This is a genomic window from Pseudomonas gorinensis, from assembly GCF_042015035.1.
Classification (GTDB): Bacteria; Pseudomonadota; Gammaproteobacteria; order Pseudomonadales; family Pseudomonadaceae; genus Aquipseudomonas; species Aquipseudomonas gorinensis.
In genome coordinates this window covers 5,236,711-5,262,902 of the sequence record NZ_CP167125.1, presented here as the reverse complement: position 1 = coordinate 5,262,902, position 26,192 = coordinate 5,236,711, and the positions used below count along the sequence as shown (strand labels likewise).

The 26,192-nt window shown below is 60.4% G+C and carries 24 protein-coding genes; 9 read left to right on the top strand and 15 right to left on the bottom strand.

What is annotated here, in order from left to right:
* Positions 1-23 precede the first annotated feature (23 nt).
* The 4 genes from AB7933_RS23790 to puuE form a co-directional block, all read right to left on the bottom strand.
* Positions 24-527, bottom strand: coding sequence for an ureidoglycolate lyase (locus AB7933_RS23790; RefSeq protein ID WP_024076649.1), 504 nt, complete (start codon positions 525-527; stop codon positions 24-26).
* 356 nt (positions 528-883) lie between these two features.
* On the bottom strand, positions 884-1,879 hold the full coding sequence (alc, locus tag AB7933_RS23785) for an allantoicase (protein ID WP_024076648.1): 996 nt from the start codon (positions 1,877-1,879) through the stop codon (positions 884-886).
* Between the two features lie 41 nt (positions 1,880-1,920).
* Positions 1,921-2,436 carry a 2-oxo-4-hydroxy-4-carboxy-5-ureidoimidazoline decarboxylase gene (gene uraD / locus AB7933_RS23780; protein WP_024076647.1) on the bottom strand — a complete coding sequence of 172 codons (516 nt, stop codon included), beginning with the start codon at positions 2,434-2,436 and terminating at the stop codon, positions 1,921-1,923.
* Complete coding sequence (gene puuE, locus AB7933_RS23775; protein ID WP_024076646.1) at positions 2,433-3,359, bottom strand: allantoinase PuuE; 927 nt, start codon at positions 3,357-3,359, stop codon at positions 2,433-2,435. Before puuE ends, uraD begins: the two co-directional genes overlap by 4 nt.
* 389 nt (positions 3,360-3,748) lie before the next feature.
* Here puuE and uraH point away from each other — a divergent pair, with 389 nt between their 5' ends.
* The 3 genes from uraH (at position 3,749) to AB7933_RS23760 (ending at position 10,846) form a co-directional block, all read left to right on the top strand.
* Positions 3,749-4,102, top strand: coding sequence for a hydroxyisourate hydrolase (uraH, locus tag AB7933_RS23770; RefSeq protein ID WP_024076645.1), 354 nt, complete (start codon positions 3,749-3,751; stop codon positions 4,100-4,102).
* 128 nt (positions 4,103-4,230) lie between these two features.
* On the top strand, positions 4,231-5,256 hold the full coding sequence (locus AB7933_RS23765) for an IS110 family transposase (RefSeq protein ID WP_024074122.1): 1,026 nt from the start codon (positions 4,231-4,233) through the stop codon (positions 5,254-5,256).
* Positions 5,257-5,605: 349 nt separating this feature from the next.
* Positions 5,606-10,846, top strand: a complete 5,241-nt coding sequence (locus tag AB7933_RS23760; RefSeq protein WP_024076644.1) for a dermonecrotic toxin domain-containing protein — start codon at positions 5,606-5,608, stop codon at positions 10,844-10,846.
* Between the two features lie 55 nt (positions 10,847-10,901).
* Here the strand turns inward: AB7933_RS23760 and AB7933_RS23755 are convergent, their stop codons facing one another.
* The 3 genes from AB7933_RS23755 to AB7933_RS23745 form a co-directional block, all read right to left on the bottom strand.
* Positions 10,902-11,528 carry a LysE family translocator gene (locus AB7933_RS23755; protein WP_024076643.1) on the bottom strand — a complete coding sequence of 209 codons (627 nt, stop codon included), beginning with the start codon at positions 11,526-11,528 and terminating at the stop codon, positions 10,902-10,904.
* A 13-nt stretch (positions 11,529-11,541) separates the two neighbouring features.
* A complete protein-coding gene (locus tag AB7933_RS23750; RefSeq protein WP_205896041.1) occupies positions 11,542-12,873 on the bottom strand; it encodes an NCS2 family permease in 1,332 nt (443 codons plus the stop codon).
* Between the two features lie 387 nt (positions 12,874-13,260).
* The gene (locus AB7933_RS23745) at positions 13,261-13,695 is read right to left on the bottom strand and encodes a MarR family winged helix-turn-helix transcriptional regulator (protein ID WP_024076641.1); all 435 of its coding nucleotides are present in this window, start codon (positions 13,693-13,695) and stop codon (positions 13,261-13,263) included.
* Positions 13,696-13,776: 81 nt separating this feature from the next.
* On the opposite strand from AB7933_RS23745, the gene AB7933_RS23740 reads away from it, so the two are divergent.
* Both AB7933_RS23740 and AB7933_RS23735 read left to right on the top strand, forming a co-directional pair.
* Positions 13,777-14,943 (top strand): PLP-dependent aminotransferase family protein, encoded by a 1,167-nt coding sequence (locus AB7933_RS23740; protein WP_024076640.1) that lies wholly within the window; start codon positions 13,777-13,779, stop codon positions 14,941-14,943.
* A gap of 10 nt (positions 14,944-14,953) precedes the next feature.
* Positions 14,954-15,556: a glutathione S-transferase family protein gene (locus tag AB7933_RS23735; protein WP_024076639.1), complete on the top strand. Its 603-nt coding sequence runs from the start codon at positions 14,954-14,956 to the stop codon at positions 15,554-15,556.
* Positions 15,557-15,565: 9 nt separating this feature from the next.
* On the opposite strand, the gene AB7933_RS23730 is transcribed toward AB7933_RS23735, so the two are convergent.
* Positions 15,566-16,468, bottom strand: a complete 903-nt coding sequence (locus AB7933_RS23730; RefSeq protein ID WP_024076638.1) for a LysR family transcriptional regulator — start codon at positions 16,466-16,468, stop codon at positions 15,566-15,568.
* A gap of 111 nt (positions 16,469-16,579) precedes the next feature.
* Here AB7933_RS23730 and AB7933_RS23725 point away from each other — a divergent pair, with 111 nt between their 5' ends.
* From AB7933_RS23725 to AB7933_RS23715, 3 genes are read left to right on the top strand one after another with little or no spacing between them, the layout of a single operon-like run.
* Positions 16,580-17,872, top strand: coding sequence for a CitMHS family transporter (locus AB7933_RS23725; protein WP_024076637.1), 1,293 nt, complete (start codon positions 16,580-16,582; stop codon positions 17,870-17,872).
* Between the two features lies 1 nt (position 17,873).
* Complete coding sequence (locus AB7933_RS23720) at positions 17,874-19,199, top strand: acyclic terpene utilization AtuA family protein (RefSeq protein WP_024076636.1); 1,326 nt, start codon at positions 17,874-17,876, stop codon at positions 19,197-19,199.
* Positions 19,196-19,516, top strand: coding sequence for an AtuA-related protein (locus AB7933_RS23715; RefSeq protein WP_024076635.1), 321 nt, complete (start codon positions 19,196-19,198; stop codon positions 19,514-19,516). The genes AB7933_RS23720 and AB7933_RS23715 overlap by 4 nt, the downstream gene beginning before the upstream one ends.
* 65 nt (positions 19,517-19,581) lie before the next feature.
* On the opposite strand, the gene AB7933_RS23710 is transcribed toward AB7933_RS23715, so the two are convergent.
* The 6 genes from AB7933_RS23710 to AB7933_RS23685 form a co-directional block, all read right to left on the bottom strand.
* Positions 19,582-20,957 (bottom strand): IS3 family transposase gene (locus tag AB7933_RS23710; protein WP_404940672.1). Its coding sequence is split into 2 segments (ribosomal slippage): positions 19,582-20,463 and positions 20,466-20,957, totalling 1,374 coding nucleotides; the frame shifts between segments, so codons are not numbered across the junction.
* Positions 20,958-21,088: 131 nt separating this feature from the next.
* Complete coding sequence (locus tag AB7933_RS23705; protein ID WP_024076634.1) at positions 21,089-21,460, bottom strand: glutathione S-transferase N-terminal domain-containing protein; 372 nt, start codon at positions 21,458-21,460, stop codon at positions 21,089-21,091.
* Between the two features lie 102 nt (positions 21,461-21,562).
* Complete coding sequence (gene folE, locus AB7933_RS23700) at positions 21,563-22,108, bottom strand: GTP cyclohydrolase I FolE (protein ID WP_024076633.1); 546 nt, start codon at positions 22,106-22,108, stop codon at positions 21,563-21,565.
* 78 nt (positions 22,109-22,186) lie between these two features.
* Positions 22,187-22,744, bottom strand: a complete 558-nt coding sequence (locus AB7933_RS23695) for a Smr/MutS family protein (protein WP_003192796.1) — start codon at positions 22,742-22,744, stop codon at positions 22,187-22,189.
* Positions 22,745-22,819: 75 nt separating this feature from the next.
* Positions 22,820-23,140, bottom strand: coding sequence for a hypothetical protein (locus AB7933_RS23690; RefSeq protein ID WP_024076632.1), 321 nt, complete (start codon positions 23,138-23,140; stop codon positions 22,820-22,822).
* A gap of 140 nt (positions 23,141-23,280) precedes the next feature.
* On the bottom strand, positions 23,281-23,871 hold the full coding sequence (locus AB7933_RS23685; RefSeq protein WP_024076631.1) for a cysteine hydrolase family protein: 591 nt from the start codon (positions 23,869-23,871) through the stop codon (positions 23,281-23,283).
* 239 nt (positions 23,872-24,110) lie between these two features.
* Between AB7933_RS23685 and prmB the strand changes: the two genes are divergently transcribed.
* Positions 24,111-25,019 carry a 50S ribosomal protein L3 N(5)-glutamine methyltransferase gene (gene prmB, locus AB7933_RS23680; RefSeq protein WP_024076630.1) on the top strand — a complete coding sequence of 303 codons (909 nt, stop codon included), beginning with the start codon at positions 24,111-24,113 and terminating at the stop codon, positions 25,017-25,019.
* Positions 25,020-25,336: 317 nt separating this feature from the next.
* On the opposite strand, the gene AB7933_RS23675 is transcribed toward prmB, so the two are convergent.
* Positions 25,337-26,143 carry a hypothetical protein gene (locus tag AB7933_RS23675; protein WP_024076629.1) on the bottom strand — a complete coding sequence of 269 codons (807 nt, stop codon included), beginning with the start codon at positions 26,141-26,143 and terminating at the stop codon, positions 25,337-25,339.
* Positions 26,144-26,192: the final 49 nt, after the last annotated feature.

Sequence of the window (26,192 nt, the reverse complement as noted above, 5' to 3'; positions counted from 1 at the left end):
TTGTCGGGTGATCCGGCCTTCTCTTATTGGTGGGGGGCGAGGATCAACCGCTCATCCTCTTTGAAAAAATGCTCATCGCAGTTATTGCCTGTGCCACTGCGATCAACCACCAGGAAGTCATCCCGCTTTTCGATCGTCAGCACCGGGTGGTGCCAGACGCCGCGATGGTAATTAATGCCCTGCCTGCCGTTGGTGACGAAGGCGCGGACCAAGCCTGATACAGGTGCATCGCCAAGTGGCGCGACCACGATCAGAAAGGGGTTGCCGAGCAGCGGAATGAAGGCCTGGCTGCCCAGCGGGTGTCTCTCCAGCATGCACACGGTCAGCGGCATATCCAGCGCGTCGGCGCGGAAGATGCTGATGATTGCGTGGTCTTCAGGCTGTGCGGTTTCTACCGTTGCCAGCTTGTGAAAGCGCATGGTCGAGCCGTTGTTGATCATGAAGTGATCGCTGCCGTCGGTTTCGATAACGTCTCCGAAAGGGGCGAAGGCTTCTTTGGTCAGCGGTTCGATCATCAGTGTGCGCATGGCTGTCTTCTTATCCGGATTCTGTGTTGTGTCATTCAGTTCATGTGGCGAGCGGGCTTGCCCTAATGCCGTTCAGTTAAGCGGACATCGCCTTCTGTAGGAGCGAGCTTGCTCGCGAAAAACGTCAACGATAACGCGTGTTTCCTGAATGAACGCGGCGTCTGTGAGTTCTTCGCGAGCAAGCTCGCTCCTACAAAAAAACCTTAACTGAACGGCATTAGGGCTTGCCCCGCGTTGGGCTGCTAAGCAGCCCCCATCAAGTCAGCGCGTTTCTACCGATACAACGCGGTGCCTGGTTTCAGGGCTGCTTCGCAGCCCAACGCGGGGCAAGCCCGCTCGCCACAGAGGTTCACTGCTTACTTCGAAACTTTACCCAGCACACGCAGGCGGCTTACGCCCCCATCCGGGAACACGTTCAGGCGGATATGGGTGATTGGCCCCAGCGCCTTGATCTGCTCGGCGAAGGTGTGTTCGGCGTGCATTTCCAGCTTTTGCGACGGCAGCAGTTCGCGCCAGAACAGCGATTGGGTTTCGATCTGGCTGTCGGTACCGCCCTTGACGAACGCGCCCTGGATCGAACAGGTGTCCGGGTAGTTGCCCTTGAAGTGCAGGGTGTCGACGATGATCTTCTCGATCTCGCCGGGGTGGCCCAGCGCGACGATCACCCAGTCATTGCCTGGCGTGCGACGACGCGCGGTTTCCCAACCATCGCCCATGTTGATGCCACGGCCCGGGTTGAGGATGTTGCTCATGCGGCCGAAATGTTCGTCGGAGCAGGCCAGGGCGCGACCACCATTCAAGGCGGCAGCCAGGTCGACCTGTTCGTTATCGCCCACTGCGGACCAGTCGCGGAACGGCACGCCGTACACACGCAGGCGGGCCACGCCGCCATCCGGGTAGATGTTGAAACGCAGGTGGCTGAACGCCTGGTCGTTGCTGATTTCGTGGTAGTGGTGGCTGTTGCCTTGCAGCTCGACGGCCGACAGTACTTCTACCCACTGGGTGTTGTCGTCAGGCTCGCCCGAGGCCAGGAAGCAGGCTTCCAGGGACGCCGACGGCGGGTAGTTGCCGGTGAAGAATGAAGTGTCGATGTCCACGCCCTTGATCGAACCCGGTACGCCCAGGCGGATCACTGCGCTGTCGTAGCCTTCGAAGCGCTTGCGGCGCGACTCCCAGCCGTCCATCCACTTGCCGTTGTCATCGAAAACGCCCTCCTTCCACACGGCCGGGGTCGGCTGGAACAGGCGGTTGGCGTCGGCGAACCAGTCATCGGTGACGGAGATGATCTTGGTGCCCAGGCGGGCGTCGGCCAGGTTGACGAACTTCTCGAAAGGTACAGCGTAAGCTTTCATTCTTCTTGTCTGCCTTAGATAGAGTGGCTGGGGATGGTCGTTTAGAGGGTCAGTAAACGGAACAGCGCGATCTTGTTGATCTCGGCCAGTGCGCAGTTGAACTCGGTGTCTGCCGAGTGGTGGATGCGCGTTTCGAACGCGGCCAGGATCTGGTGCCGGTTGCTGCCTTTTACCGCCATGATGAAGGGAAACTTGAACTTGGCCTTGTAGGCATCGTTCAGCTCGGTGAAGCGCGAGAACTCTTCGGCCGTGCATTGGTGAATACCGGCGCCAGCTTGTTCATTCGTGCTGGCTTCGGTCAACTGGCCCTGGACGGCCGCACGGCCTGCCAGGTCCGGGTGAGCGTTGATCAACGCCAGCTGACTGGCGTGATCGGCGCTCAACAGGATATCGCTCATGCGCTGGTGCAGGGTTTCGATCTGGTCGATCGACGCATCCAGGCCCAGGTCATAGGCTTTTTCGGCCACCCATGGCGAGTGTTCGTAGATATCGGCGAAGGCTTTGACGAATGCGTCGCGGCTCAAGGTCGAGGGTTTCAGGGTCTGGAACGTGGTCATTTCGCCACTCCCGTATAGGGGTGGGTTTCCTGCCAGTGGCGGGCAATGTCGACACGGCGGGCGAACCACACCTGCTCATGACCCTTGGCGTATTCGAGAAAACGCTTCAAGGCGGCCAGACGGGCAGGGCGGCCGATCAGGCGGCAATGCAGGCCAATGGAAAGCATCTTCGGCGCGTCGGCACCTTCGGCATACAGCACGTCGAAGGCGTCCTTGAGGTACTCGAAAAAGTCATCGCCCTTGTTGAACCCCTGCACCTGGGTGAAGCGCATGTCGTTGGTGTCCAGGGTATAGGGGATCACCAGGTGCGGCTTGCCGGTGGGGTTGTTCGGTTCCCAGTAGGGCAGGTCGTCGTCGTAGGTGTCGCAGTCGTACAGGAAGCCGCCTTCCTCCATCACCAGCCGCCGTGTGTTCGGGCCGGTGCGCCCGGTGTACCAGCCCAGGGGGCGTTCGCCGGTCAGTTCGGTGAGGATGCGGATGGCTTCGAGCATATGCTCGCGTTCCTGGGCCTCGTCCATGTACTGGTAGTCGATCCAGCGGTAGCCGTGGCTGCAGATCTCGTGGCCGGCTTCGACCATGGCGCGGATCACATCCGGGTGGCGCTGGGCGGCCATGGCCACGGCGAAGATGGTCAGCGGAATGTCGAACGCCTTGAACAGCTTGAGGATGCGCCACACGCCGGCACGGCTGCCGTATTCGTACAGCGACTCCATGCTCATGTTGCGCTCGCCTTGCAGCGGCTGGGCCGAGACCATTTCCGAGAGGAAGGCTTCTGACTCTTTGTCGCCATGCAAGATGTTGCGCTCGCCGCCTTCTTCGTAGTTGAGTACGAAAGACAACGCAATGCGTGCCTTGCCCGGCCAGTGGGGGTGAGGAGGGTTACTGCCGTAACCGATCAGGTCGCGTGGGTAGTCAGCGCTCACTGCAGTCTTCCTTCTTGTTCGTGGTAGCAATAGGTGTGGCGGCCGGGCAGTGAAAAGACTGGGTGGCGTCACAGCGATGAGTGATTGTATACAACTTATTGCCAACTTTGTAAGCCTGCATTTCTGCATTTTTTCCGCATCGCTCTCCTTCAAGGGTGTAGCAAGAAACTTGCCTGACTGGTCAGCTAATGGACAAAAGGTCGTTTAAAAGCAAGGATTACTGACAAATCGACTCGTCGAGCAATGTCGGCGGGGGGATCAAAAGCGTTGTGATATTTATTGTGTACAATTTTTTTAAAAAGTGTCTTAATCAGCCATCGCCGACTTTTTTGATGCCCTGAAAAAGTGCGGTTTCCTCTTCTACTGACTTCGGGAGGCGCACAAACGCCATGGGACGCTTGACCACACACGTTTTGGACGCCGCACATGGCTGCCCCGGCAGCGCAATCAAGGTTGAGCTGTACCGCGTAGAGGGCGAGAAGCTTGAACGGCTCGCCACCGCCCTGACCAACAGCGACGGTCGTTGCGACGCGCCGCTGCTGCAAGGTGATGACTACCGCAGCGGCGTGTACCAGCTGCAATTCAGTGCAGGCGATTATTACCGCGCCCGGGGCGTGCAACTGCCGGAGCCGGCTTTCCTCGACGTGGTGGTGTTGCGCTTCGGCATCAACGCCGAACAGGATCACTACCATGTGCCCTTGTTGATTTCGCCTTACAGCTACTCCACCTATCGCGGTAGCTGAGCGTCACCTCGCCTAACGCTCTTCGTTGGTTTTTCGCCCGCCCACACTGCGGGCTAATGAGATGGTCACCCCCACACCCTGCGAGGGCTACGCTTTCGCAGGGTGTTTTGTTTTTGGAGGCCATCATCATGAGCGAGTCAGCACTGATCGGGATCGATCTCGGCAAACATAATTTCCACCTTCTGGGCCAAGACAAATCGGGCCGCGAGGTGTTTCGCAAAAAGCTCTCGCGAGCGCAGATGATGCGGTTCTTCGGCAACTTGCCGAGCTGCGTCGTGGTAACGGAAGCCTGTGCCGGCTCTCACTTCATCGCCCGTCAGCTTGCGGCGATGGGGCATACGACCAAGTTGATTTCACCGCAGTTTGTCCGCCCTTTCGTCAAGGGCAACAAAAATGACTTTATCGACGCAGAGGCCATTTGCGAGGCGGCTTCCCGTCCGTCCATGCGCTTCGTTACGCCTAAAACCGAGTCTCAGCAAACCCTGTCTGTCCTGCATCGCATGCGCGAGTCGTTGGTGCATGACCGCACCAAGACAGCCAATCAGATGCACGGTTTCCTGCTGGAATTTGGCATCAGCCTGCCCAAAGGCTCAGCCATCATGAAGCGTTTGGCAGCTGTTTTGGCCGAGCATGAGCTGCCTGTGCGGCTGACAGTGCTGTTGCAACGCCTGCACGATCACTTCGTTTACCTGGATGAACAGATCAAGGAACTGGACAAACAACTGGCTTGCCAGCTGGCCGACGATGATCTGGGGAGCCGTTTGCTTAGCATGCCGTGTGTCGGTCCGATCACCGCCAGCCTTCTGGCTGTAGAAATGGGCGATGGCAAGCAATACCGATGCAGTCGCGATTTTGCGGCTTCAGTGGGCTTGGTGCCGCGACAGTACAGCACGGGCGGCAAAGCCAATTTGTTGGGGATCAGCAAGCGGGGTGACAAGCACCTGCGGCAACTGCTGGTGCAATGCTCCAGGGTTTACATGCAGAGGCTGGATCATCAGAAGGGGGCTTTGGCCGACTGGGTGCGAGCGCTGCTGCGCCGACGACACTCGAATGTGGTGGCCTGTGCCCTGGCCAACAAACTGGCGCGTATCGCTTGGGCGATAGCGGCTCACCATGCGCAATATGAAGCAGGGCCAGACGCCTTGAACGCCTGACCCTGCGGTTGTTGCAGTACCACAATTCACCCTTCAGGTTTTGCGATAGCTGAACAACGGATGACGTGAACGGCCTACCGGCCTGGCGAAGATCCTGACATAAAAATCGGCTTCAGAAGCCGACGGGCTTTTAAGGATCGTCAGGCGCGACTCTCATCGTGGCGCTGGGGCAAGCCCCAAACAGACGCCGGATAGATTTAAGCAAGCCAACCACATCGCCCGTTAATCAGTATTGCAAAAATGGGGGAGACCATAGATTTTTTTGCGTGTCGTGCGTTCAACTATCTAGCGCCAGGGGCACCTCGGCGATACCTAGGATGGGTGTTTTCCTCCTAGAAAAGAAAACACCATGACCTCGTCCATCGATCACCCAAGCGCTGCGCCCCCTTCCAGTTCCCCATCCGTTGCAGACGACAGCGATGCGCCACAGGCCATTCGTGAGCGGTTAACGCGGCGGATCAACGCCCATCCCCATCCAAGCCGCCTGATCAATCAGATCGGCCTTGTAGATCGGCGTTGTACAGAGTCGACGCAGGAACTTGCACGCTTGATAGGACGCTCTCCCAAAGTCTTGACGGTTATCCGTGCCGAGCTGCGCAAAGCATTCGGCATGGACCCCGACTGCTTGTTGTTCACCGAATCCAAGCGGCCAAGCGAAGCCGGCAAAGTCGACAGTTTGACCGATCGGGCGTTGATGTTGCTGGCGTTGCCCGTGGTAATGGCCAACGTTAACCAGTTCACCGCGCTGAGCGTCAAGGGAGATCCGGGTTGCCGCTTACCGTATACGCCGCTGGAAGCGTTGCAGCGTGTCAATGCGCTGAGGCTCTTTGAGCGATTGGATCACGCGGTTTCTGAATACTGGGGCACGCTGGCGCAGGGCTCCTGGCTCACCCGCCAGGAACGTTGGGTCGAGTTGCAAAAGACGCTCTTCGCTGACCGTGCGTTCATGGCGCGGCAACTTGAGGAGCTATCGAGCGCGGGCATGGCCCTGGTTCAAGCCCTGATCGACGCCCCTGCCGCAGAAGCACGCGAGCGGGCAGGCGGGGAGTGGGCCAGCGTCAAAGTGAGCCAATTGATGTGGCCGGGCACTCCTGCCGTCGCGATGCCCGGGGCCTTGCATCTTTACCGTGAGGGGGAGGCCAGTGATACGCCTCATGTGATTTACCTGCCGGGCGCCGCCCGCAATTTCTACGAGGCCCCATCCTTCCTTGCCCTTCAGTGCGACCTGCTGGCGTTGAACCGGTCGCTGTTCCACGACCTCTGGCATTGCTTGCCGTTAAGTCGCCGCAAAACCTTGTACCGGCCGGCGGACCTGTCGCCGGCCACCGGCTTCACGCGTGGCTTGGAGGTGAGGGACGATGCGCTGGCGCATGGCGCCCAGGCGTTGCTGGCCGGGCAATGGAGCAATGAGCTGGGGTGTGCGGTGAAGGTGTATTTTGCCCATGTGTTTTCTGACGTGCGGTCTCAGCCGCCACCGCTGGATGCCGTGCTTTTTTTCGCGCAGGTGGAGAGCGCCAGGCGCCAACTGGTCGGCGCTGCCCGGCTCGGGGTCATTGGCGATCAATTGCTCAAATGGGACCAGCAACGACGACGCGAAGAAATCATGTTCACCGGTGTGGCGCCGGGTTTGCCCATGCGTACCGTAGAACAGCAGGTCAAACGCTATGAAAAGGGCCTGGTCGCCTTATTGGCCGCGGATGACCCCTGCGCAGAGACTCCAGCCTATCTGGAGATCATGTCCCAGGTGGGGCGACTCAACGTCCATACCCATGTGCTGAAAACCTTGATGCAAAGCGCGCGGCATCGGCTGCTTGAGTTGGCATTCTGGGCAGAGCGCCCCCAGGGGAAGGGAACGGCCAGACGTGTTTCCCTGTTTATGCAAGCCCAGACCGAAGCCTTGCGTTGCGAAGCGCAGTTGCTGCACGGGCTCAAGTTGATCAGTGCGGCCCATCGAGACCTGGTGATCGAAGTGGTGGCCCAGCCCCTGGCAACCAAACGCCCGGGCAGCGATACCCGGGTGCTGTCGATCGCGGTGGGCAGCGAACCGGACGCCTTCTACCCACTCCATAATGTCTGGGTGATGACCACGGCGGCAGCGGTGCGGGTTCCGGCCCGCCCGCATCCGGTGGTGCTGTACGCGTTCGGCGTGGAGGGGGGGATTCAGGCGTTTGCCGGTTTGGACGCCTTGACCCGAAGCCTCAAGACGAGCCTGAGCAGCCCGGATGGCTCTGTGCTGTGGGGCACCGTCGAGCGGGATAAACGCACCGATCTGCGGGGGCATGCGGCCCGTGAAACGCTCGCTGTTCGCTACCTTGAAATCCCGGGCAAGCCAGCGCTGGCCTCGCTCAAGAAACTGCTGGGTAGTTACTCTCGCTTGCACAACAGCAACGAGGACATCACGCGTATTTTCAGTGAGGTGACGGACCCCGGGCTGAGCCGCTCGCTGTTGATGGTCGAGCTGGAAGATCAACTGAGTATTCCCCTCAATAACCTCCTGAGCCGGGCTCTGGCCAATGTCGAGCTGCTGCGCAAAGCGGTATCCGAAGCGAAGAAACTGCCCATGTGGTTGGCGCACGCAAGCCGTGCCCAGCGTAAAAAATTCCAACACGTGGAGCGTGTGTACCTGGGCAGTACCTTTGCCTTTCATGATCGGATCGAGCACTACCTGCCTGACCTGAACACGTTCGCCCGCCAAGCCTTGATCGACCGTTTACGCCAGGATGGTTTTTCCCCGCTGCCGGATATCGACGAGCCTTTGATTGAGCTGCCCGATGATGTGCGCGGCTCTTTCTGTGGCTGGAGCAGCACCTGTACCGTGGGTGATCGCAACATAGTGTTGACGCCAACCACGACGCGCACGACGTTCAGTCTGCTGCAATTGGCGCTGCATAACCTGGACCCACTGGCGCCCTGGACGCAGTGGCGACTCGATCGCGCCCGCTATCTGCAAGCTGACTGGAAGCAACAGCTCAATGCCGGTTACCTGATCCGCCTGGTGTCTTCACTGGATATCGGTGGGCAATACGACGCGTTGATCAACCGGGCTTTTTACCCACTCATCGGTCCTGGCCGGACGCTCAGCGAAGGACGTATCCCCGCGTTGCTGAATCGCGCCCTGCGTGCGGGCGTTGAACATCATCTGTTCTCGGCGATTCAACGGGGTCTGACAGCCAATGCACAAAACCTGTTCATCGCCGCGATGGCGGCAATAACCCCGCAAGACTTGTGGAAGAGCCCGTACCAGTTGCAATTGCATGTGGTGCATGTGGTGGGGCACACCCTGCAGCACGATCGCTATATCGCGGGGATAGTGGTCGTGCAGGACAAGCTTTCCGGGCTCTGCGTGGTCTACTGGCCCGATGCGCCCCACGGCTTGGCGCTCACTGAGTACAGCAGCCTGCAAGTGGCCCAGGATGAACTCAATCGCATCGGTGCCTTGCCCGATAACGTCAAGGCACTCTCGCGGCAGGTCGCCCCCGGTTGGGCATTCGAGGCGATCACCCATTATCCGGAGGCGGTTGGCGAGCGCGCTGTGGGGGCCGCGCACTTGATTGTCGCGCCGGCTTTTTTCTTCATGAAAGGGGTCTGGAAAGGTATCGGCTTTGTTCGCTCATTCAAGATCAAGCATTTGGAGCCGACGCCGCTGCCGGAAGAAATTGAAAAACTGATCCTCGAGCAGATCGCTTGCGAGCCGCGGGAATGGTTGGCGATCGTCGGAACATCCCACAGCAACGCCCAGGCATTGCTCTACCGTGCCAGCCTGCTTGACCTGCAGCGCCGGACGCAGGCGGCGAGTCAATCCGGCAACGCGCTGCAAGACTATCGAATTCGGCGCCTTGGTGAGCAGGGCGATACCCGTGCGCGGGCGTTGGTGGCGTTTTTCTCTCCGGCCTTCGGGGTGTTGAACGAAGCCTATGAGTTGTTGCTTTCGGCACGGCGTTATCACCGTTCTGGCGACCCTCGGGATGCCGTCGAAGTCGGTTTCAGGAGCGCCTATCTGGCGATTGACCTGTTGATGAGCTTTATCCCCGGCCCCAAGAGCGCCGGCATGGCGCGCCCCGCGCTGGGTAATGGGCTGAGAAAAATACACCGCTTGCGCATGACACCGTATGACGGGCTTTCACGCCCGGAACCGCCCAAGGTGACCCAACTCAAAGCCCTGGAACGCTTCAAAGCCAAGGGTGTGCCCGAGGGCGCGGTGGCGCTTAAAGGGCCTGGGGCGTCCGGCGTCTACGTGAAAAACGGCGAGCTCTTCGTAGCGGATGAAACCCACCATTACCCACTTTACCGGCGCGACAACGAACGGGTATTGCGCCTGAAAAACCAGCAGGCGCTGGGGCAGGACGAACTGATTATCAACGTCCACCAACCTGGGGAGTGGTTACTGGGCGCTGATGCGCCCCAGCCGGTGGCGGGGACGAGTACCGCTGGGCTTGACCCCTGGCGTGCGCCAATGCCGGTAGTGTCGGATTGGCGGCCAACCAGTGTGCGCGCTGCGACGGAACATCGTATTTACCAGTCACCCGCCACAGCCAACGAATGGTTCGATTGGAGGGTTCAGGTTCCTCTCGAGCAGATGTCTGCCGCCACGGAGTTCGGGACGTTTCATGTGAGCCAGGACGCCCGAGGGTTTTCCTACGACACTATCTACATCGGGGCGCAATATGACACGCCGACCGTGTCGGGGATCGGGTATTACCGGTTGCTTCATGAGGGTAGCAATGCGCCAAGGAGCGGTATTGCGTTTATTGTCCCGGACGAGCCGCTGGTTTCACGCGCCTACGTGGATATCGAACGTTGGACAAGCACTGCGCCAGGCGAACAGCCGATACCGGTATCGCGCAATGCGACGGGTGACTGGCAAGTGCATACGCGTTTGTTCGACCGGCCGTTGGAGCACTATGTCGGCACGGCCTTCCCCACCATGACCCTGCACAGCCAGAGAATGGCAGCCAGAAGGCTGATCGAGTTGGCCGACACTGCCTACTCGGTCTCGACCACTCACCTGCTCAATATCCGGGCGACGCTGGACAATTGGCTGGCCTCCAATGCCAGGGGCTCGAGCCAGACCGATGACTTGCTGAGAATGTTACGCCGCACCGAACGAGCGCACGGATCAATCCGCATCGGTAACGAGAGTAACGCGCCGGGCTTCACTCGCGTCGACTTCCGGGCTCCCCACTTGGATCCTGCGTTGCGATATAGCGGGCCAGGGAGAACGGCTCAGCGCAACACTGCACAACGCGCCGCCATCCGGAACGTCCTGGAGCAGCAGGGCTTCAACGTGTATGACGTCGAGGTAAGAAGAAACAGGTACCTGAGCAATGAATTTATCGCGACGCACCGTTCTTCCGCGTCAGGCAATGTGTACTACATCAGCGCCCTGTGGGTTGAGCGAGCCAGTGTTCAGTTGAAAGAAAGGCTGACCGATCACTGGTTGAATGTCGCTATCAGAGCCAACGCGGGTTCGCTTCCCGTTGTGAGTGTCCAGCGCGCCATGCAGGAAAATCGATTGGTCCGGATCGTGGCAGGTATTCAATGGCCTGTCTTTCAGGCGGATCCACCCAGTGTTTATTTTGTGAAGGTGTGAGCGCCTCGCCGCGATCGACTCGACAGTGTGCAGGCTGAAGGGTCTGCCAGTGACTTCATCGACTCAACAGAGACGCTGCGCCGGCCCCGCTGAATAATACGGCGCTGACGCGGTTGAACCCGACCTGGCCCTTGCCGCTGCGCAGGTAGCGTGCCGCTCCCTGTGCGCCGAGCCCGTAGGTCAACTTGCACAGCAGGTCGAGCACCGTCCAGGTGGCGATCATGACCAGCAGTTGCGGCAGGAAGGATTGCCCGCTGTCGAGAAACTGTGGCAGGAAGGCGGCAAAGAACAGAATGTCCTTGGGGTTGCTGGCGCCCAGTACAAACGCGCGGCCAAACAAGCTGCGAAAACGCGGCGTGGCGATGGCCTGTGGTACGTGCACGGCGAGGCTCGGCTGGCGCGATTGCTGCCAGCTTTGCCAGGCGAGGTAGAACAGGTACAGCGCGCCGAGCAGTTTCAATGCGCCGAACAGTTGCTCACTGGCCAGCAGCAGGGCGCCCAGCCCCAGTGCCGATGCACTCAAAAGGCAGACCGAGGCAAACACGCCACCCAGGAATGCGGGGTACGAACCGCGCAGACCATAGTTGAGGCTGTTACTGATCATCAGCAAGGACAGTGGGCCGGGGATCAGGATCACGATCAATGCAGCGCCGCTGAACAGCAGCCAGGTTTCCAGGGTCATGCCTTACTCCTTTTTATAGAAATATGAATTTAGCGATGAAAATCGCGCACAGTACCCACAGGCTGAGGGAAATTTCGCGGTACTTGCCGGTACCTGCTTTCAGCGCCACATAGGTGATAAAGCCCAGGGCGATACCGTCGGCGACCGAGAAGGTCAGCGGCATCATGATCGCGGTCACGATTGCCGGGATGCTGTCGGTGGCTTCATCCCAATGGATATGGGCCATGCTCGCCATCATCAGCATCGCCACATAAATCAGTGCACCGGCCGTCGCATAGGCCGGGATCATGCCGGCCAGCGGTGCGAAAAACATCGCCGCCACAAACAGCACGCCCACGGTCACGGCGGTCAGCCCGGTGCGACCACCGGCCGCGACGCCGGCAGCGCTTTCCACATAACTGGTCACCGGCGGCACGCCGACCATGGCGCCAAACACGCTGGAGGCACTGTCGGCCTTCAGCGCCCTGGACAGGTTATGGATCTTGCCATCGTCGCCCACCAGCCCGGCGCGTTGTGCCACGCCCATCAGTGTACCTGCGGTGTCGAACATGTGCACAAAAAGGAAGGCAAATACCACGCTGATCATGCTGACATTGAATACACCTTTGATATCCATGGCCATCCAGGTCGGTGCCAGGCTCGGTGGGGTGGAGAGAATGCCGTTGTAGTGCACCAGGCCCAGGCCCCAGCCGGCCAGGGTCACGGCGATGATGCTGATCAGGATCGCGCCAAACACGCGGTGATAGCTGAGGATCGCGATCAATAGAAAACAGATGGCCGCCAGCAGCGGGGCGGGTTCGTGCAGGGAACCGAGTTTGATCAGGGTGGCGGGGCTATCGACGATGATGCCCGCGGTTTTCAGGCCGATCACCCCGAGAAACAGCCCGACGCCGGCGCCCATGGCATGGCGCAGGCTGACCGGGATGCTGTTGAGCAGCCATTCACGCACGCGCGACAGTGTCAGGAGCATGAACAGCACGCCAGAGATGAATACCGCACCCAGTGCGGTCTGCCAGGTGTAGCCCATGGTGCCGACCACGGTGTAGGTGAAAAACGCATTCAAGCCCATGCCCGGCGCCAGGCCCACCGGCCAGTTGGCATACAGGCCCATCAACAGGCACCCCAGGGCGGCGGCGATGCAGGTGGCGACGAACGCCGCACCGTGGTCGATACCGGCGTCGGCCATGATGTTCGGGTTGACGAAGATGATGTAGGCCATGGTGATGAAGGTGGTGAGGCCGGCGATCAGCTCGGTCTTCACTGTGGTGCCATGCAAGCGCAGTTTGAACAGGCGTTCGAGCCAGCCGTGGTTCGTGTGGGTGAGGTTCGGCGGGGCGAGGTCCAGCGGGGCTTCGGATTTGCGGCTATCCACAGCGAGTACTCCTCAAGCATTTTATTGTTATGTCCAGCGCGCACGCGCTGTGAGGTACTGGCGGGTTTGTTGACTAATAGGTCAGGAACTCGCACGAAGCGAATTATGCTTTTGTATACAAAGAAAGCAAATAATGTTTTCTATTTCTTGTGCGAAATAGATGAAAGGCACATCCCGGTGGGGGTTGTGGCAAGCGGGCTGGCCTGTGGCGAGCGGGCGTGTTGTGGCGAGCGGGCTTGCCCCGCGTTGGGGCGCGAAGCGGCCCCATGACAGGCGTGTGTTTTTAACTGACACACCGAGGTGTCTGGTTTTGGGGCCGCTTCGCAGCCCAACGCGGGGCAAGCCCGCTCGCCACAGCGATCACGGCGGCCCTGCAAGGGCCTGGTTCACCGCCAACCAGCCGGTTACCGCTTCTTCGCCTGCTTCGGCGAAGGCGCGCTGCAGCAATTTCACCTGTTCGCGGCGCAGTGACTGCTCGAAACGCCGGCCGTCCTCGGTCAACGCCAGCAAGCGTTTACGCTTGTCGGCCTCGGACGCGACACTGTCCACCAAGTGCATTTCCTGCAATTGGCGCAACGGCATGTTCAGCGCCTGCTTGCTCACGCCCAGCAATTCCAGGAGTTCCTTCACGCTCAGGCCCGGGTAGCGCGCGATAAAAAACACGATGCGTTGGTGCACCCGGCTCAGGCCGCGGCGCTCGAGCATTTCGTCGGCCTTGGCGGTAAACGCCTGGTAGCCGAAGAAGAACGCTTCCATGGCGGCTTGCTGACTGTTCTGGTTTTTAAGGTCAAGCATATTGACGTATCTACTCAAGTCGTCGTAATTTCGGTCAACTAGTTTGACGTATTTCCCACAGGCTTCGCTAGCGGTGACCTTATGGCCTTCTCTGAACGTGTTACGCGCCTCAAAAGCTCCTTGATTCGTGAAATCCTCGCGGCGGCCCAGCGCCCGGAAGTGATGTCGTTCGCCGGAGGCTTGCCCGCCGAAGCGATGTTGCCGGCGTTGAACTGGGATGGCATGCCGCTGAATATCGGCCAGTACGGCATGAGCGAAGGCGAGCCGCAACTGCGTGAATTGCTCGCTGCCCAGGCCCGCGCCCTTGGCGTGCCGTGCCAGGCCAGCCAAGTGCTGGTGGTCAGCGGCTCCCAGCAGGCCCTGGACCTGGCGGCCAAGCTGTATATCGATAAAGGCACCCAGATCCTACTGGAAGGCCCGACCTACCTGGCCGCCTTGCAGATCTTCCAACTGTTCGGCGCCGAATGCCTCACCGTGCAACTGGAAACCGACGGCCCGAACCTGGCCGCCCTGCGTGCCAGCCTTGAACGCCATCGGCCGGCGTTCATTTACCTGATCCCGACGTTCCAGAACCCGTCGGCGGTGCGCTACAGCGAAGCCAAGCGCGAGGCTGTCGCGGCTTTGCTCGACGAGTTCGGCGTGACCCTGATCGAGGACGAACCCTACCGCGAGCTGACCTTCGATGGCGGTAGCGCGCAGCCCATTGCCGGCCGCCTGGAAAAGGCCAGCTGGATCTACACTGGAACGGTGTCCAAGACCTTGTTGCCTGGCCTGCGCGTCGGCTACCTGATCGCCAGCCCCGACCTGTTCCCGCATTTGCTCAAGCTCAAGCAATCGGCTGACCTGCACACCAACCGCGTCGGCCAGTGGCAAGCGATGCAGTGGTTGGGTACCGACAACTATCAACAGCACCTGGTCGAGCTGCGCAGTTTTTATCGCGAGCGACGCGATGCTTTTCAGGCTGCATTGGCGCGTCACTTCAGCGAGTTGGCCGACTGGCAAGTGCCCCAGGGCGGATTATTCTTCTGGCTGACCTTGAAACAGCCGCTCGATACCCGCACCTTGTTGGCTCCTGCACTCGATCAGGACGTCGCGTTCATGCCCGGTGAACCGTTCTTTTCCGAGCCGGACCAGCACCTGGGTTCACTGCGGCTCAATTTCAGCCATATCGACCCGTCCCGCCTGGACGAAGGTCTCAAGCGCCTGGCCGCAGTGGTCCGTCAAGCACAGCACGCGCAAGCGGCATAAGGGGAGCCCCATGTATAAGGTTTATGGCGATTACAAATCGGGCAACTGCTACAAGGTCAAATTGATGCTCAACCTGTTGGGCATCCCGTACCAGTGGGTGGATGTCGACATCCTCAACGGCGACACCGAGACCCCGGAATTCCTGGCCAAGAACCCCAACGGCAAGATCCCGGTGCTGGAACTCGAAGACGGCACCTGCCTGTGGGAATCCAACGCGATCCTCAACTTCCTGGCCGATGGCAGCCAGTTCCTGCCCACCGAGCCGCGCCTGCGCACGCAAGTGCTGCAATGGCAGTTCTTCGAACAGTACAGCCATGAGCCGTACATTGCGGTGGCGCGGTTTATCCAGCTTTACCTGGGGCTACCGGAAGATCGCCAGGAGGAATACAAGAAGCTGCACAAGGGTGGCTACAAGGCGCTCAAGGTCATGGAGCGCCAGTTGCAACTCACGCCCTACCTGGTCGGCGACCAGTTCTCCATTGCCGACGTGGCGTTGTATGCCTACACCCATGTGGCCGAGGAAGGCGGTTTTGATCTGGCGCCGTACCCGGCCGTGCGGGCTTGGTTGGAGCGTGTGGCCAGCCATCCCAGACATATCGCGATGCTCGACTGACTGACGCGGTCAAAAACTCTGGGAGGGTGTGTCGGACAGTTCCTCATTCAGCAGGTCGAAACAACGTTGTGCCGCCGGGCTCAGCCCCATCCCGCTACGACTGATCAACCCGATCTCCCGGTTCACGCCGGGATGATCGATGTGGATACGTTTCAACCCCTCCAGGCTGTCCGCCGCCGACTCCGGCAGCACACTGATTCCCAGGCCCTGGCGCACCAGCGCCAACACCGTCGACATGTAGTTGGCTTCCATGCCGGCGTGCATCGTCAGCCGCATCTCATCGAACAGCCCATCCACTTGCTCACGCACGCTGCTGTCGCGGCCGGTGAGGATGATCGGCTGGTCGGCCAGTTGTTGCAGCGTCAGCTGGCGATGGTGGGCGAGGGGGTGATCCAGCGGTACGAACGCGCACAAACGATCATTAAGCACCGGTACGAATTCCAGGCCATGGCTCAACCGCGCGCGTACGCCGATACCAAAATCCACCTCGCCTGCGCGCACCTGGGCGTGAATGCGGTGGGCCACCAGGTCCTGCAAGCGCACTTCGATCCCGGCAAAACGCTCGCGAAACAGGCGCAACGCCGGGGGCAGGGCGCCTGCGCAGACCGAGGGCAGGGCGGCGATGGTGACCACGCCCCGGCGCAGGGCGGCCAGGTCGCGGGAGCCAGTGACGATGTTGTCCAGGTCCAGCAGCAGCTTTTCCATCGGCCCACGGGCTTCCTGGCCGGCGGCGGTGATGCTCACATGGCGCGGGCTGCGGTCCAGCAGGGTGACGCCGAGCCAGTCCTCCAGTTGTTGCACCTGGACTGTCAGTGCCGAAGGAGACAGGTGCAGTTCATTGGCGGCCTTGGTGAAACTTCCGGTACGGGCCACCGCGAGAAACGCTTGAATATGCTGGATTGAGTTCTTCATTTTGTTTTTCCGAACATACGGGGCTGAATATTCCAATTTACAAAGACTAACCCGCTTCCAATACTCCAGGGAAAACAATAACCGGCCACCAAGGCCGCTCTGGAGTAACCCATGCTCGCTACCCTGGGTGTCATCACCATCCTGTGCCTGCTCGCTGCCGTCATGAGCAAACGCCTTTCGCCGCTGGTGGCTCTGATTGCCTTGCCGATCATCGCCGCGCTGCTCGGCGGTTTCGGCCTGCAAACCAGCGCTTTCATCATTACCGGTATCAAGAACGTCGCCCCCGTGGTGGGCATGTTTGTGTTCGCGATCCTGTTTTTCGGGATCATGACCGATGCCGGCATGCTTGATCCCATCATTGATCGCATCCTGCGTACGGTAGGGACGCGTCCTACACGAATTGTGGTGGGTACCGCGACCCTGGCCTTGCTGGTCCACCTGGACGGTTCCGGCGCGGTGACCTTTCTGGTGACGGTGCCGGCGATGCTGCCGCTGTATACACGGCTGGGCATCGACAAGCGCATCCTTGCCTGTGTCTGCGCGATGGCCGCCGGGGTCAACTTCCTGCCTTGGACCGGCCCGGTGTTGCGCTCGTCGGCAGCCTTGCACGTGCCAGTGGCGGACTTGTTCCAGCCGCTGATCCCGGTGCAGATCGTCGGCCTGATCTTCGTTTTCGCTTGCGCCTGGTGGCTTGGTCGTCGCGAGGAAAAACGCTTGGGCCTGGGCGCCGGTTCCACAGTGGATGCCGTGCCGCAACGGGTGCTCAGCGATGATGACATCCGGCTGCGCCGCCCACGCCTGTTCTGGGTCAACCTGATCCTGACGGTGCTGGTGATGGTGGTGATGATTGCCGGTTGGGTCGATCCCGTGGTGATGTTCATGCTCGGCACTGTGGTCGCGCTGTGCATCAATTACCCGAATGTCGACGCCCAGCGTGCGCGCATCGATGCCCACGCCAAAACCGCCCTGACCATGGCCAGTATCCTGCTCGCCGCCGGGGTGTTCACCGGCATCATGCAAGGCACCGGCATGCTCAAGGCCATTGCCGAAGTGGCGGTCGCGCAGATTCCGGCGGGCCACGGCAAGCTGATCCCCGCGGTGGTGGGCTTCATTTCCATGCCCCTGAGCATGCTGTTCGACCCCGATTCCTACTATTTCGGCGTCATGCCGGTGATCGCCGAAGTCGGCAAGGCCCTGGGCGTCGACCCGCTGCAAGTGGCCCAGGCCTCGCTGCTCGGCGTACACACCACCGGCTTCCCGGTCAGCCCGCTGACCCCCGCGACATTCCTGTTGGTGGGCCTGTGCAAGATCGAATTGGCCGATCACCAGCGCTTTACCATCCCTTTTCTGTTTGCTGCGTCGGTGTTGATGACCCTGACGGCGTTGCTCCTGGGAGTGATTTGAGATGAACACCTTGCGCATCGGTTCCGGTGCCGGCTATTCCGGCGACCGCATCGAACCTGCCGTAGAACTGGCCGAACACGGCGACCTGGATTACCTGGTCTTCGAATGCCTGGCCGAACGCACCATCGCCCTGGCGCAACAGGCGCGCATCAGCGATCCGCAGGGCGGGTATGACCCGCTGCTGAGCGAGCGCATGCGCCGCGTGCTGCCGTTTGTCGGCCGCCGCGAGGGGCGCCGACGTCTGCGAGTGATCACCAATATGGGCGCGGCCAATCCGGTGGCGGCGGCCCTTGAAGTGCGCCGCATCGCCAATGAGTTGGGCCTGGGCCTCAAGGTGGTGGCGGTGCTGGGTGACGATGTGCTCGACATCCTGCGTCCCGAGCAGGTGCTGGATAACGGCCAGACCTTGGGCTCACTGGGCGCGCGGTTGATTTCTGCGAACGCCTACCTGGGGGTCGACGGCATTCTCGAGGCCCTGCGTGCCGAGGCTGATGTGGTGATCACCGGGCGCGTGGCCGATCCGTCGCTGTTCCTGGCGCCGCAGATGTTTGAGTTTGGCTGGGCGATGGACGATTGGCCGCGTCTGGGGCGCGGCACACTGGTGGGGCATTTGCTCGAATGCGCGGGGCAGGTCAGCGGTGGGTATTTCGCCGATCCCGGCTTCAAGGACGTGAATGACCTGGCGCGCCTGGGGTTTCCGTTGGCCGAGATCAATGCCGACGGTGATGCGGTGATTACCAAGGTCGCGGGTTCCGGTGGGCGGGTCAGTCGAGCGACCTGTACCGAGCAATTGATCTATGAAGTGCATGACCCTGCGGCGTACCTGACCCCTGATGTCACCGCCGATTTTTCCCAGGTGACCTTTGTCGAGGACGCTACTGACCGGGTGCGGGCCCAGGGCGCCAACGGCCGAGCACGGCCGGAACAGTTGAAGGTCAGCGTGGGTTACCTGGACGGTTGGATCGGCGAGGGGCAGATGTCCTACGGTGGCCCGGGTGCGGTCGCGCGGGCGCAACTGGCGCGAGATGTCGTGCTCAAGCGCCTGGAGTTGATGGGGGTGAAGATGCAGGAGGTGCGCGCCGAGTTGATCGGCATGGACTCATTGCACGGCCCACGCAGCAGTGTCGAGCCTTGGGAAGTGCGTCTGCGCGTGGCTGCGCGCTGTGAAGAGCGCAGCGAGGCGGTACGTGTCGGCAATGAAGTGGAAACCCTCTACACCAACGGCCCGTCTGGCGGTGGCGGCGCCAGCAAGAGTGTGCGGCAGGTGGTGGCGGTGGCGTCGTTGCTGCTGCCGCGTAACGCGGTCAACCCGAGGATCGAAGCATGAAGCTGCACACCCTGGCCCATTCCCGCACCGGGGATAAGGGCGACACCTCGAATATTTCGATCATTGCCTATCGCGCCGAGGACTATCCCTTGCTTTGCGAACAGCTCACGGCCGAGCGCGTGAGCGAATTTTTTGCGGGCCTTCTGGAACCGGGTGCTGCGCCGATACGGCGTTATGAGTTGCCCAACGTGCAGGCGCTGAACTTCGTGCTGCCGGGGATCCTGCGCGGCGGGGTGACCCGTTCGCTGGCGCTGGATGCCCATGGCAAATGTCTGGGCTCGGCGCTGCTGGACCTGGATTTGCCAACACCGAACTGAATGTGGGAGGGGGCTTGCCCCCGATAGCGGAGTGAAGTGCGCCCCAAAAGCTGGACAGCTGTTGGTTAGGCTACAGCGGACCGGGTCCTGTACGCTACAGGGCTCAGTCCGCCAAGCTTCACTTTGATTCGCTTATGGTTGTAGTAATGGATGTACTCATCCAGCCCCGCTTGCAACTGCTCCACGCTTTCAAAGCTTTCCCGATAGTAGAACTCTGACTTCAGCGTGCCGAAGAAACTCTCCATTGTGGCGTTGTCATGGCAGTTTCCTTTGCGTGACATGCTTTGCTCCAGCCCTGCTTTTTCTAGCCTCTCCCGGTACTTTGGATATCGATAGTGCCAGCCTTGATCTGAATGCAGCATTGGCTTGCCGCCCTCAGGTAAGCCTTCAATAGCTTTTTCCAGCATCTCGCCCACCAAGGCATATTGGGGACGTATTGCCGTCTGATAGGCCACGATTTCTCCGTTGTACAAGTCCAAAACTGGGGACAAGTACAGCTTTTTGCCGGCCACTTTGAACTCGGTGACATCCGTCACCCATTTCTGATTCGGTTGCTCAGCCTCGAACTGACGAGCCAAGGTGTTGGGCGACACTTCGCCCATCGGCCCTTTATACGACCTGTATTTCTTAGGCCGCACCGTGCATTTCAGACCCAGCTCCCCCATCAGTCGTCGTACCGTTTTACTGTTGATCAGCGATCTTTCTTTACGTAGTTCTAGCGTCATCCGACGGTAACCAAAGCGGCCCTTATGCTCGTTTTGGATGGTCTGGATAGAAGCTTTGATCGAGGAAAATCGGTCCGCAACGCCCATTGCCTTGAGTTGGTAGTAGTACGTACTTCGCGCAAGGCTCACTAGCTTGAGCAAGTCACGCAAGGGAAAGTGTTGCTTAAGCTCACTGACTAATCGGGCTTTTTCTTCTGTTCTTTCTCCCGCCTCATCACCGCCTCGCCTAACTCCCCAAGCTTTTTTAGATAAGCGTTCTCCATCCGTAGGTATTGGAGCTCATCAAGTAACGTCTTGTGCTCAGGCTCAGGGCTGGTGAGTGGGGCAGCGGTTTTGCGTGGTTTAGCAGGTGGTTTAGGCATAGCGGTGCTCAGTCCTCTTTTCCCTGACTCCAGGGCTTCAATACCGCCACTGTAATACTGCTGTTGCCATCTGCCCACCTGAGTGGAATCCCCCAAGTTGAAAAGCGCCGCTGCGCGGCGCAAGGAAAGGGAGTCATCCCACATGCGCCGTAGAACAGAGAACTTGAACAAGGCACTGTAACGCTGGCCGGTACTGCTCAAGCTGGCCTCACCGTGTAATCGATAAGCCTCGACCCAACGACGAAGCAAGGTGGGGTCCATTTGAAATTGAGCGGCGACCCGGCGAAACCCTCGGCCTCGCTCAAGGAAAGCGGTGATGGCAGATAGCTTGAACTGCGTGGTGTACTTGCTCATGAAAACGCCCCAGAAATTGGATGGGTGTCCAACTTCTGGGGCGCACTTCAGAGTGTCAGTCGATGTATTCTGCGACTGACACTCCCTCATCGGGGGCAAGCCCCCTCCCACATTGGATCTGCACAGGTCTGTCAGAGCGCAGCGAAGCGCTTGTCCAGGTAATCGATGATCACCTTGGAATCGTACATCCACGTGGTCTGGCCATTCTCTTCGATGCGCAGGCACGGCACCTTGATCTTGCCGCCTTGCTCCAGCAGGGTCTGGCGATCTTGCTCGTTGTTCTTTGCATCCTTCAACGCCACCGGAACATTCAGGCGATGCAGGGTACGACGGGTCTTCACGCAGAACGGGCAGGCGTGGAACTGGTACAGGCTCAGGCCCTTGGCCGCCGCGTTCACCTGTGCCTGCTGCTCGGCGGGGCGCTGCTTTTTGCGTGGGCGGGTAATGAAGTCGCCCGCGATGATGACGTGGCCGAGGCCCACTCGAAGTGCTTTGACAAACATGGCTGAAACCTCTTGCCCATGACAGAAGGGGCCGCAGCTTACCTGAATTTTGCGGGCGAAAAAAAACCGGCGATGGACGCCGGCCTTTTCCTACGCAGCCTGTTACTTGATCAGGCTGAGGAATTCGCTACGGGTCGCCGCGTTTTCGCGGAACTCACCCAGCATCACCGAGGTGATCATCGACGAATTCTGTTTTTCCACACCGCGCATCATCATGCACATGTGCTTGGCTTCGATCACCACCGCCACGCCCAGGGCACCGGTGACCTGCTGGACCGCATCGGCGATCTGGCGGCTGAGGTTCTCCTGGATCTGCAGGCGGCGCGCATACATGTCGACGATCCGCGCGACCTTGGACAGGCCCAGCACCTTGCCGCTCGGGATGTAGGCGACGTGAGCCTTGCCGATAAACGGCAGCAGGTGGTGTTCGCACAGCGAGTACAACTCGATGTCCTTGACCAGCACCATTTCGCTGTTGTCGGAGCTGAACAAGGCACCATTGGTGACTTCTTCAAGTGTCTGTTCATAGCCGCGGCAAAGGTACTGCATCGCCTTGGCGGCACGCTTTGGCGTGTCGAGCAGGCCCTCGCGGGAGACGTCCTCGCCAAGTTGGCCGAGGATCTCGGTGTAATTCTGTTCCAGGGACATGAAACTACCTGTTGGATTTTCGCAAAGCGCAAGGTTACGGTGGCCGACACATGGCTGCAAGCCTGACGATGGCACTTGTTACTCGTCGCGCCCTTCCATCATGGTGCGCTTGAGCATCACGTACACCGCGCCGGCGCCACCATGACGGGCCTGGCAGGAGGTAAAGCCAAGCACCTGGGCATGCTGGCGCAGCCAGGTGTTGACATGGCTCTTGATCATTGGCCGCTTGCCGTCCAGGCGCACGGCCTTGCCGTGGGTGACGCGCACGCAGCGGATTTCGAATTTGGTGGCTTCGGCCAGGAAGGCCCAGAGGGTTTCCCGGGCTTTTTCCACGGTCATGCCATGCAGGTCTAGGCTGCCTTCGAACGGGATCTGGCCTGCCTTGAGCTTGCGCATCTGGCTTTCCTGCACACCGTCGCGGGCCCACATCAGTTCGTCTTCGGGGCCGACGTCGATCACGAACTGGTCCGACAGACCGTCTACGGTGGTGGCATCGGTGCGCACGGTCGCAGCCTGGCGCAACTTGGCGATCTGCGCCCGGTCAGTCTTGGGCTTGCCGGTGTCGGCGCGGTCGTGCTTGATCGGCTTGACGCCGCGCAGCTCGTTCTTGAACAGGGAAAAATCGTCGTCTTGCATGTCAGCCTCCGCGAAGGGCGGGCAGTTTACCTAAATCGCGGCGGCCAGGGCGCAGGAAACGCTATCCAAGCGCCATCAGTCGTGTTTTTTCATCAGGTGCGAGGCGATGTTCAGTGACAACGGCTGGCGCATCCGCCGCCGGCTGCGCCGCCACAACCACACGCCGAACCACAGCACCAACAGGCCGACCACCACCAGGATCGCCGAGCCGCCAGGGCTGGCATTCAATTCGCCCAGTGCCGGGGAGTGCCCCGACAAGCCTGCGCCACCGGCGAGCGCCAGCAGCACACCTACAACCGCCAGCAGCGCGGCAATGCCGGCCACCAGGCGCAGGCGCCAGTTGCTCGGGCCCTTGGGGCGCAAGCGACGAGCATCAAAACCATCGGATATCTTCATTCCGACCTTTCCTCCAGGGTATCGGCCCTTCGACCGGAAGATACACAGGTTGTTCCTGTGCCAGAGGCAATTGCAGCAAATGACAGGCATTTGCGGATGAGCGGGGCCCGCACGCGGCCGCTCCGCTCATCGCGCGGCTGTCAGATCAGGTCTTTGGTCAAGGCAAGGGTGGCAAAGTTGTCGGCCATGATGGCCATTTCGGTTTGCTGCACGTGTTCGGCAGTGAGGACGCCGCCCTTGTAAGGCAGGTCGCGGGTGGCACAGGCGTCCTCCACCAGGGTGCAGCGAAAGCCCAGGTTCTTGGCGGCGCGCACGGTGGTGCTGACGCTGGAGTGGCTCATGAAACCGCAGACGATCAGGTCCAGCGAACCCAGGTCCTGCAGGTGTTTTTCCAGGCCGGTGCCGTGGAAAGCGCTGGGCAGCAGCTTGCCGATGATGGTTTCGTCGCCGGCCGGTTCCAGGCCAGGGATGAATTCGCCACGCTCGCCCTGAGGGTCGAACAGGCCGCCCACGGTGCCCAGGTGGCGCACATGCACGATCGGGCGCCCGGCGCTGCGCGCGGCTGCGACCAATTGCTTGATATTGGCGACCGCCGCGTCCATGCCCGTGAGGGCGAGCGGGCCGCTGAGGTATTCCTTCTGGGCATCGATGATCACAAGGGTCGCATGGCTGAGATTGGCAGCTGCATAACCACGACCGCTGAGTTGAAACATCGTCTTTGGAACGGACATTCTGGGGCTCCTGTGAGTGGGGCTTTTGTGACATTGTCCACTGGCTGAGCGGTTCTGTGAATCGCTACGATCATAAGGTACGCCGTTGCTGGCGTGCAGCCATGTCAAGAGGCCGGCTTGTTCCAGCCAATGATGGCAAACTGGATGAAATCCGACGTACGGCGAGGGCGTTACGTACATCGTCGCTACGGGCGAAGGCTGTTAGAATCGCCAGTCGTTTTTTCCAGGAGCTTGCCCCCGTGATCACTTCTCGCCTGCGCACCTTGCGCGACCATATCCGTTGGGCTGTCAGCCGTTTCCATGGGGAAGACCTGTTTTTTGGCCACGGTACCGACAATGCCTGGGACGAAGCCCGGCAATTGGTGCTCGGCGCCTTGCACTTGCCGTGGGAAATCGCCGACAGCTACCTGGACTGCAACCTGGAAGAAGAGGAAATCTCCCATGTGCAGCGTTTGCTGCATCGCCGTATCCACGAGCGGGTACCCACCGCCTATCTGTTGAAGGAAGCCTGGTTTTGCGGCATGTCGTTCATTGTCGATGAGCGTGTGCTGATCCCACGCTCACCGATCGGCGAACTGATCGAAAACCGCTTCGAGCCCTGGCTGGCCCAGCCACCGGCGCGCATTCTCGACCTGTGCACGGGTTCCGGTTGCATTGGCATCGCGTGTGCCTATGAGTTCCCGGACGCCGAAGTGGTGTTGGGCGACCTGTCCTTCGAAGCGCTGGAAGTGGCCAACCAGAATATCGAGCGCCATGGCGTCGATGAACGCGTGTACACCGTGCAGGGGGACGGCTTTGATGGCTTGCCGGGCCAGCGCTTTGACCTGATCGTGTCCAACCCGCCGTATGTGGATGCCGAGGATTTTGCCGACATGCCGGACGAATACCAGCATGAGCCAGAGCTGGGCCTGGCGTGCGGCGACGATGGCCTGAACCTGGTGCGGCGCATGCTCGCCGAAGCGGCCGATCACCTGACCGAGAAGGGCTTGCTGATTGTCGAGGTGGGCAACAGCCAGGTCCACGTCGAGGCGCTGTACCCGGAAGTCGATTTTGCCTGGCTGGAGTTCCAGCGCGGTGGGCATGGCGTGTTCATGTTGACGGCTGAACAGTGCCGGGCGCATCAGGCAATCTTCGCCGCCAGGATCTAACTGAAGAAGAACCGGCTGTCGTGGCAAGCGGGTTGTTGTGGAAGGCGGGCTGTTGTGGCGAGCGGGCCTGTCTGTGGCGAGCGGGCTAGCCCCGCGTTGGGCTGCGCAGCAGCCCCAGTAAGATCACCGCGTTTTTTCAGACAAAACGCAGTGCGGGATTTGGGGCTGCTGCGCAGCCCAACGCGGGGCAAGCCCGCTCGCCACAGGGTTCCAGTTTGCTGCGCCACGGCGCCCAGTCGGATAGTCGGATAGTCGGATAGTCGGATAGTTGGCGCACCTTCCACCTGTGTATCCCGTGCAACCCGGTCACTCGCGATTTACCGGTGCGTAGCGATCCAGATCAACAATCCCGCCTGAAACACGGTGAACGCTACCAGGCAGGTGATGGTAAACCGTAGCCCGCTGTCCTCACGCTTGAACTTGGTGACTTTTTCCTCTTCCTTGCGCAGCTTCACTTCCTGCTCCGCCAGGTTCTGTTCGGCCTGTTGCAGCATTTGCGCGGCTTCGAGGATCTCCACGAACTGCACCTTCTCGGTGTTCCAGCTGTCCAGCACATCGCCGACCTTGCCGGGCTGCACGTTGCCTTTCAAATGCTGCACATCGGCGTAGGCCACGTCAAAGCCTTGGACACGCAGGAAGTGATCGCGACGCAGGCGCGTGGCTTCATTGAGCGCGTCCTTGTTGGCCAGGTCTACGCCGTCAACGCGGTAGTGGGCCCACTTCTTCTTCGCCCAGGCGGCGCCTTGGGCGACCAGGAATCGGCCGATGCCACGGTTGGCCGGTTCGATTTCCAGGCTGTTGCCTGGGCCGAAGTGCACGCGGTGCTTGTCGTGATCGACCCAGATGTCCAGGTGATTCTGCTCGCGGCGCACCCGTTGGCCCGGTAACTGGATGACCATGCGCAGCAGGCTGTGGTGTTTGTCGTTGCGTTCGGCGTAACCGAACTGCACGAAACGCAAAGGCCTCACCCCCGTGGCGCGGTCAGTGGCCAGGGGCGCCAGGCGCAGCATCTTGAAATGTTCCGCCTGCACGTCTGCCCACGGCAGGGGCGCCGCGTCGACGACCTCGGTTTTTTCCGTGGCGGTTTCAGCGGTAGGTTCTGGTGTTGCTTCGGTGATAGTCATGCGGCGCGATCCTGTCCAAGCCCAGCCAGTCGACAGGCTTTTTGCTGTC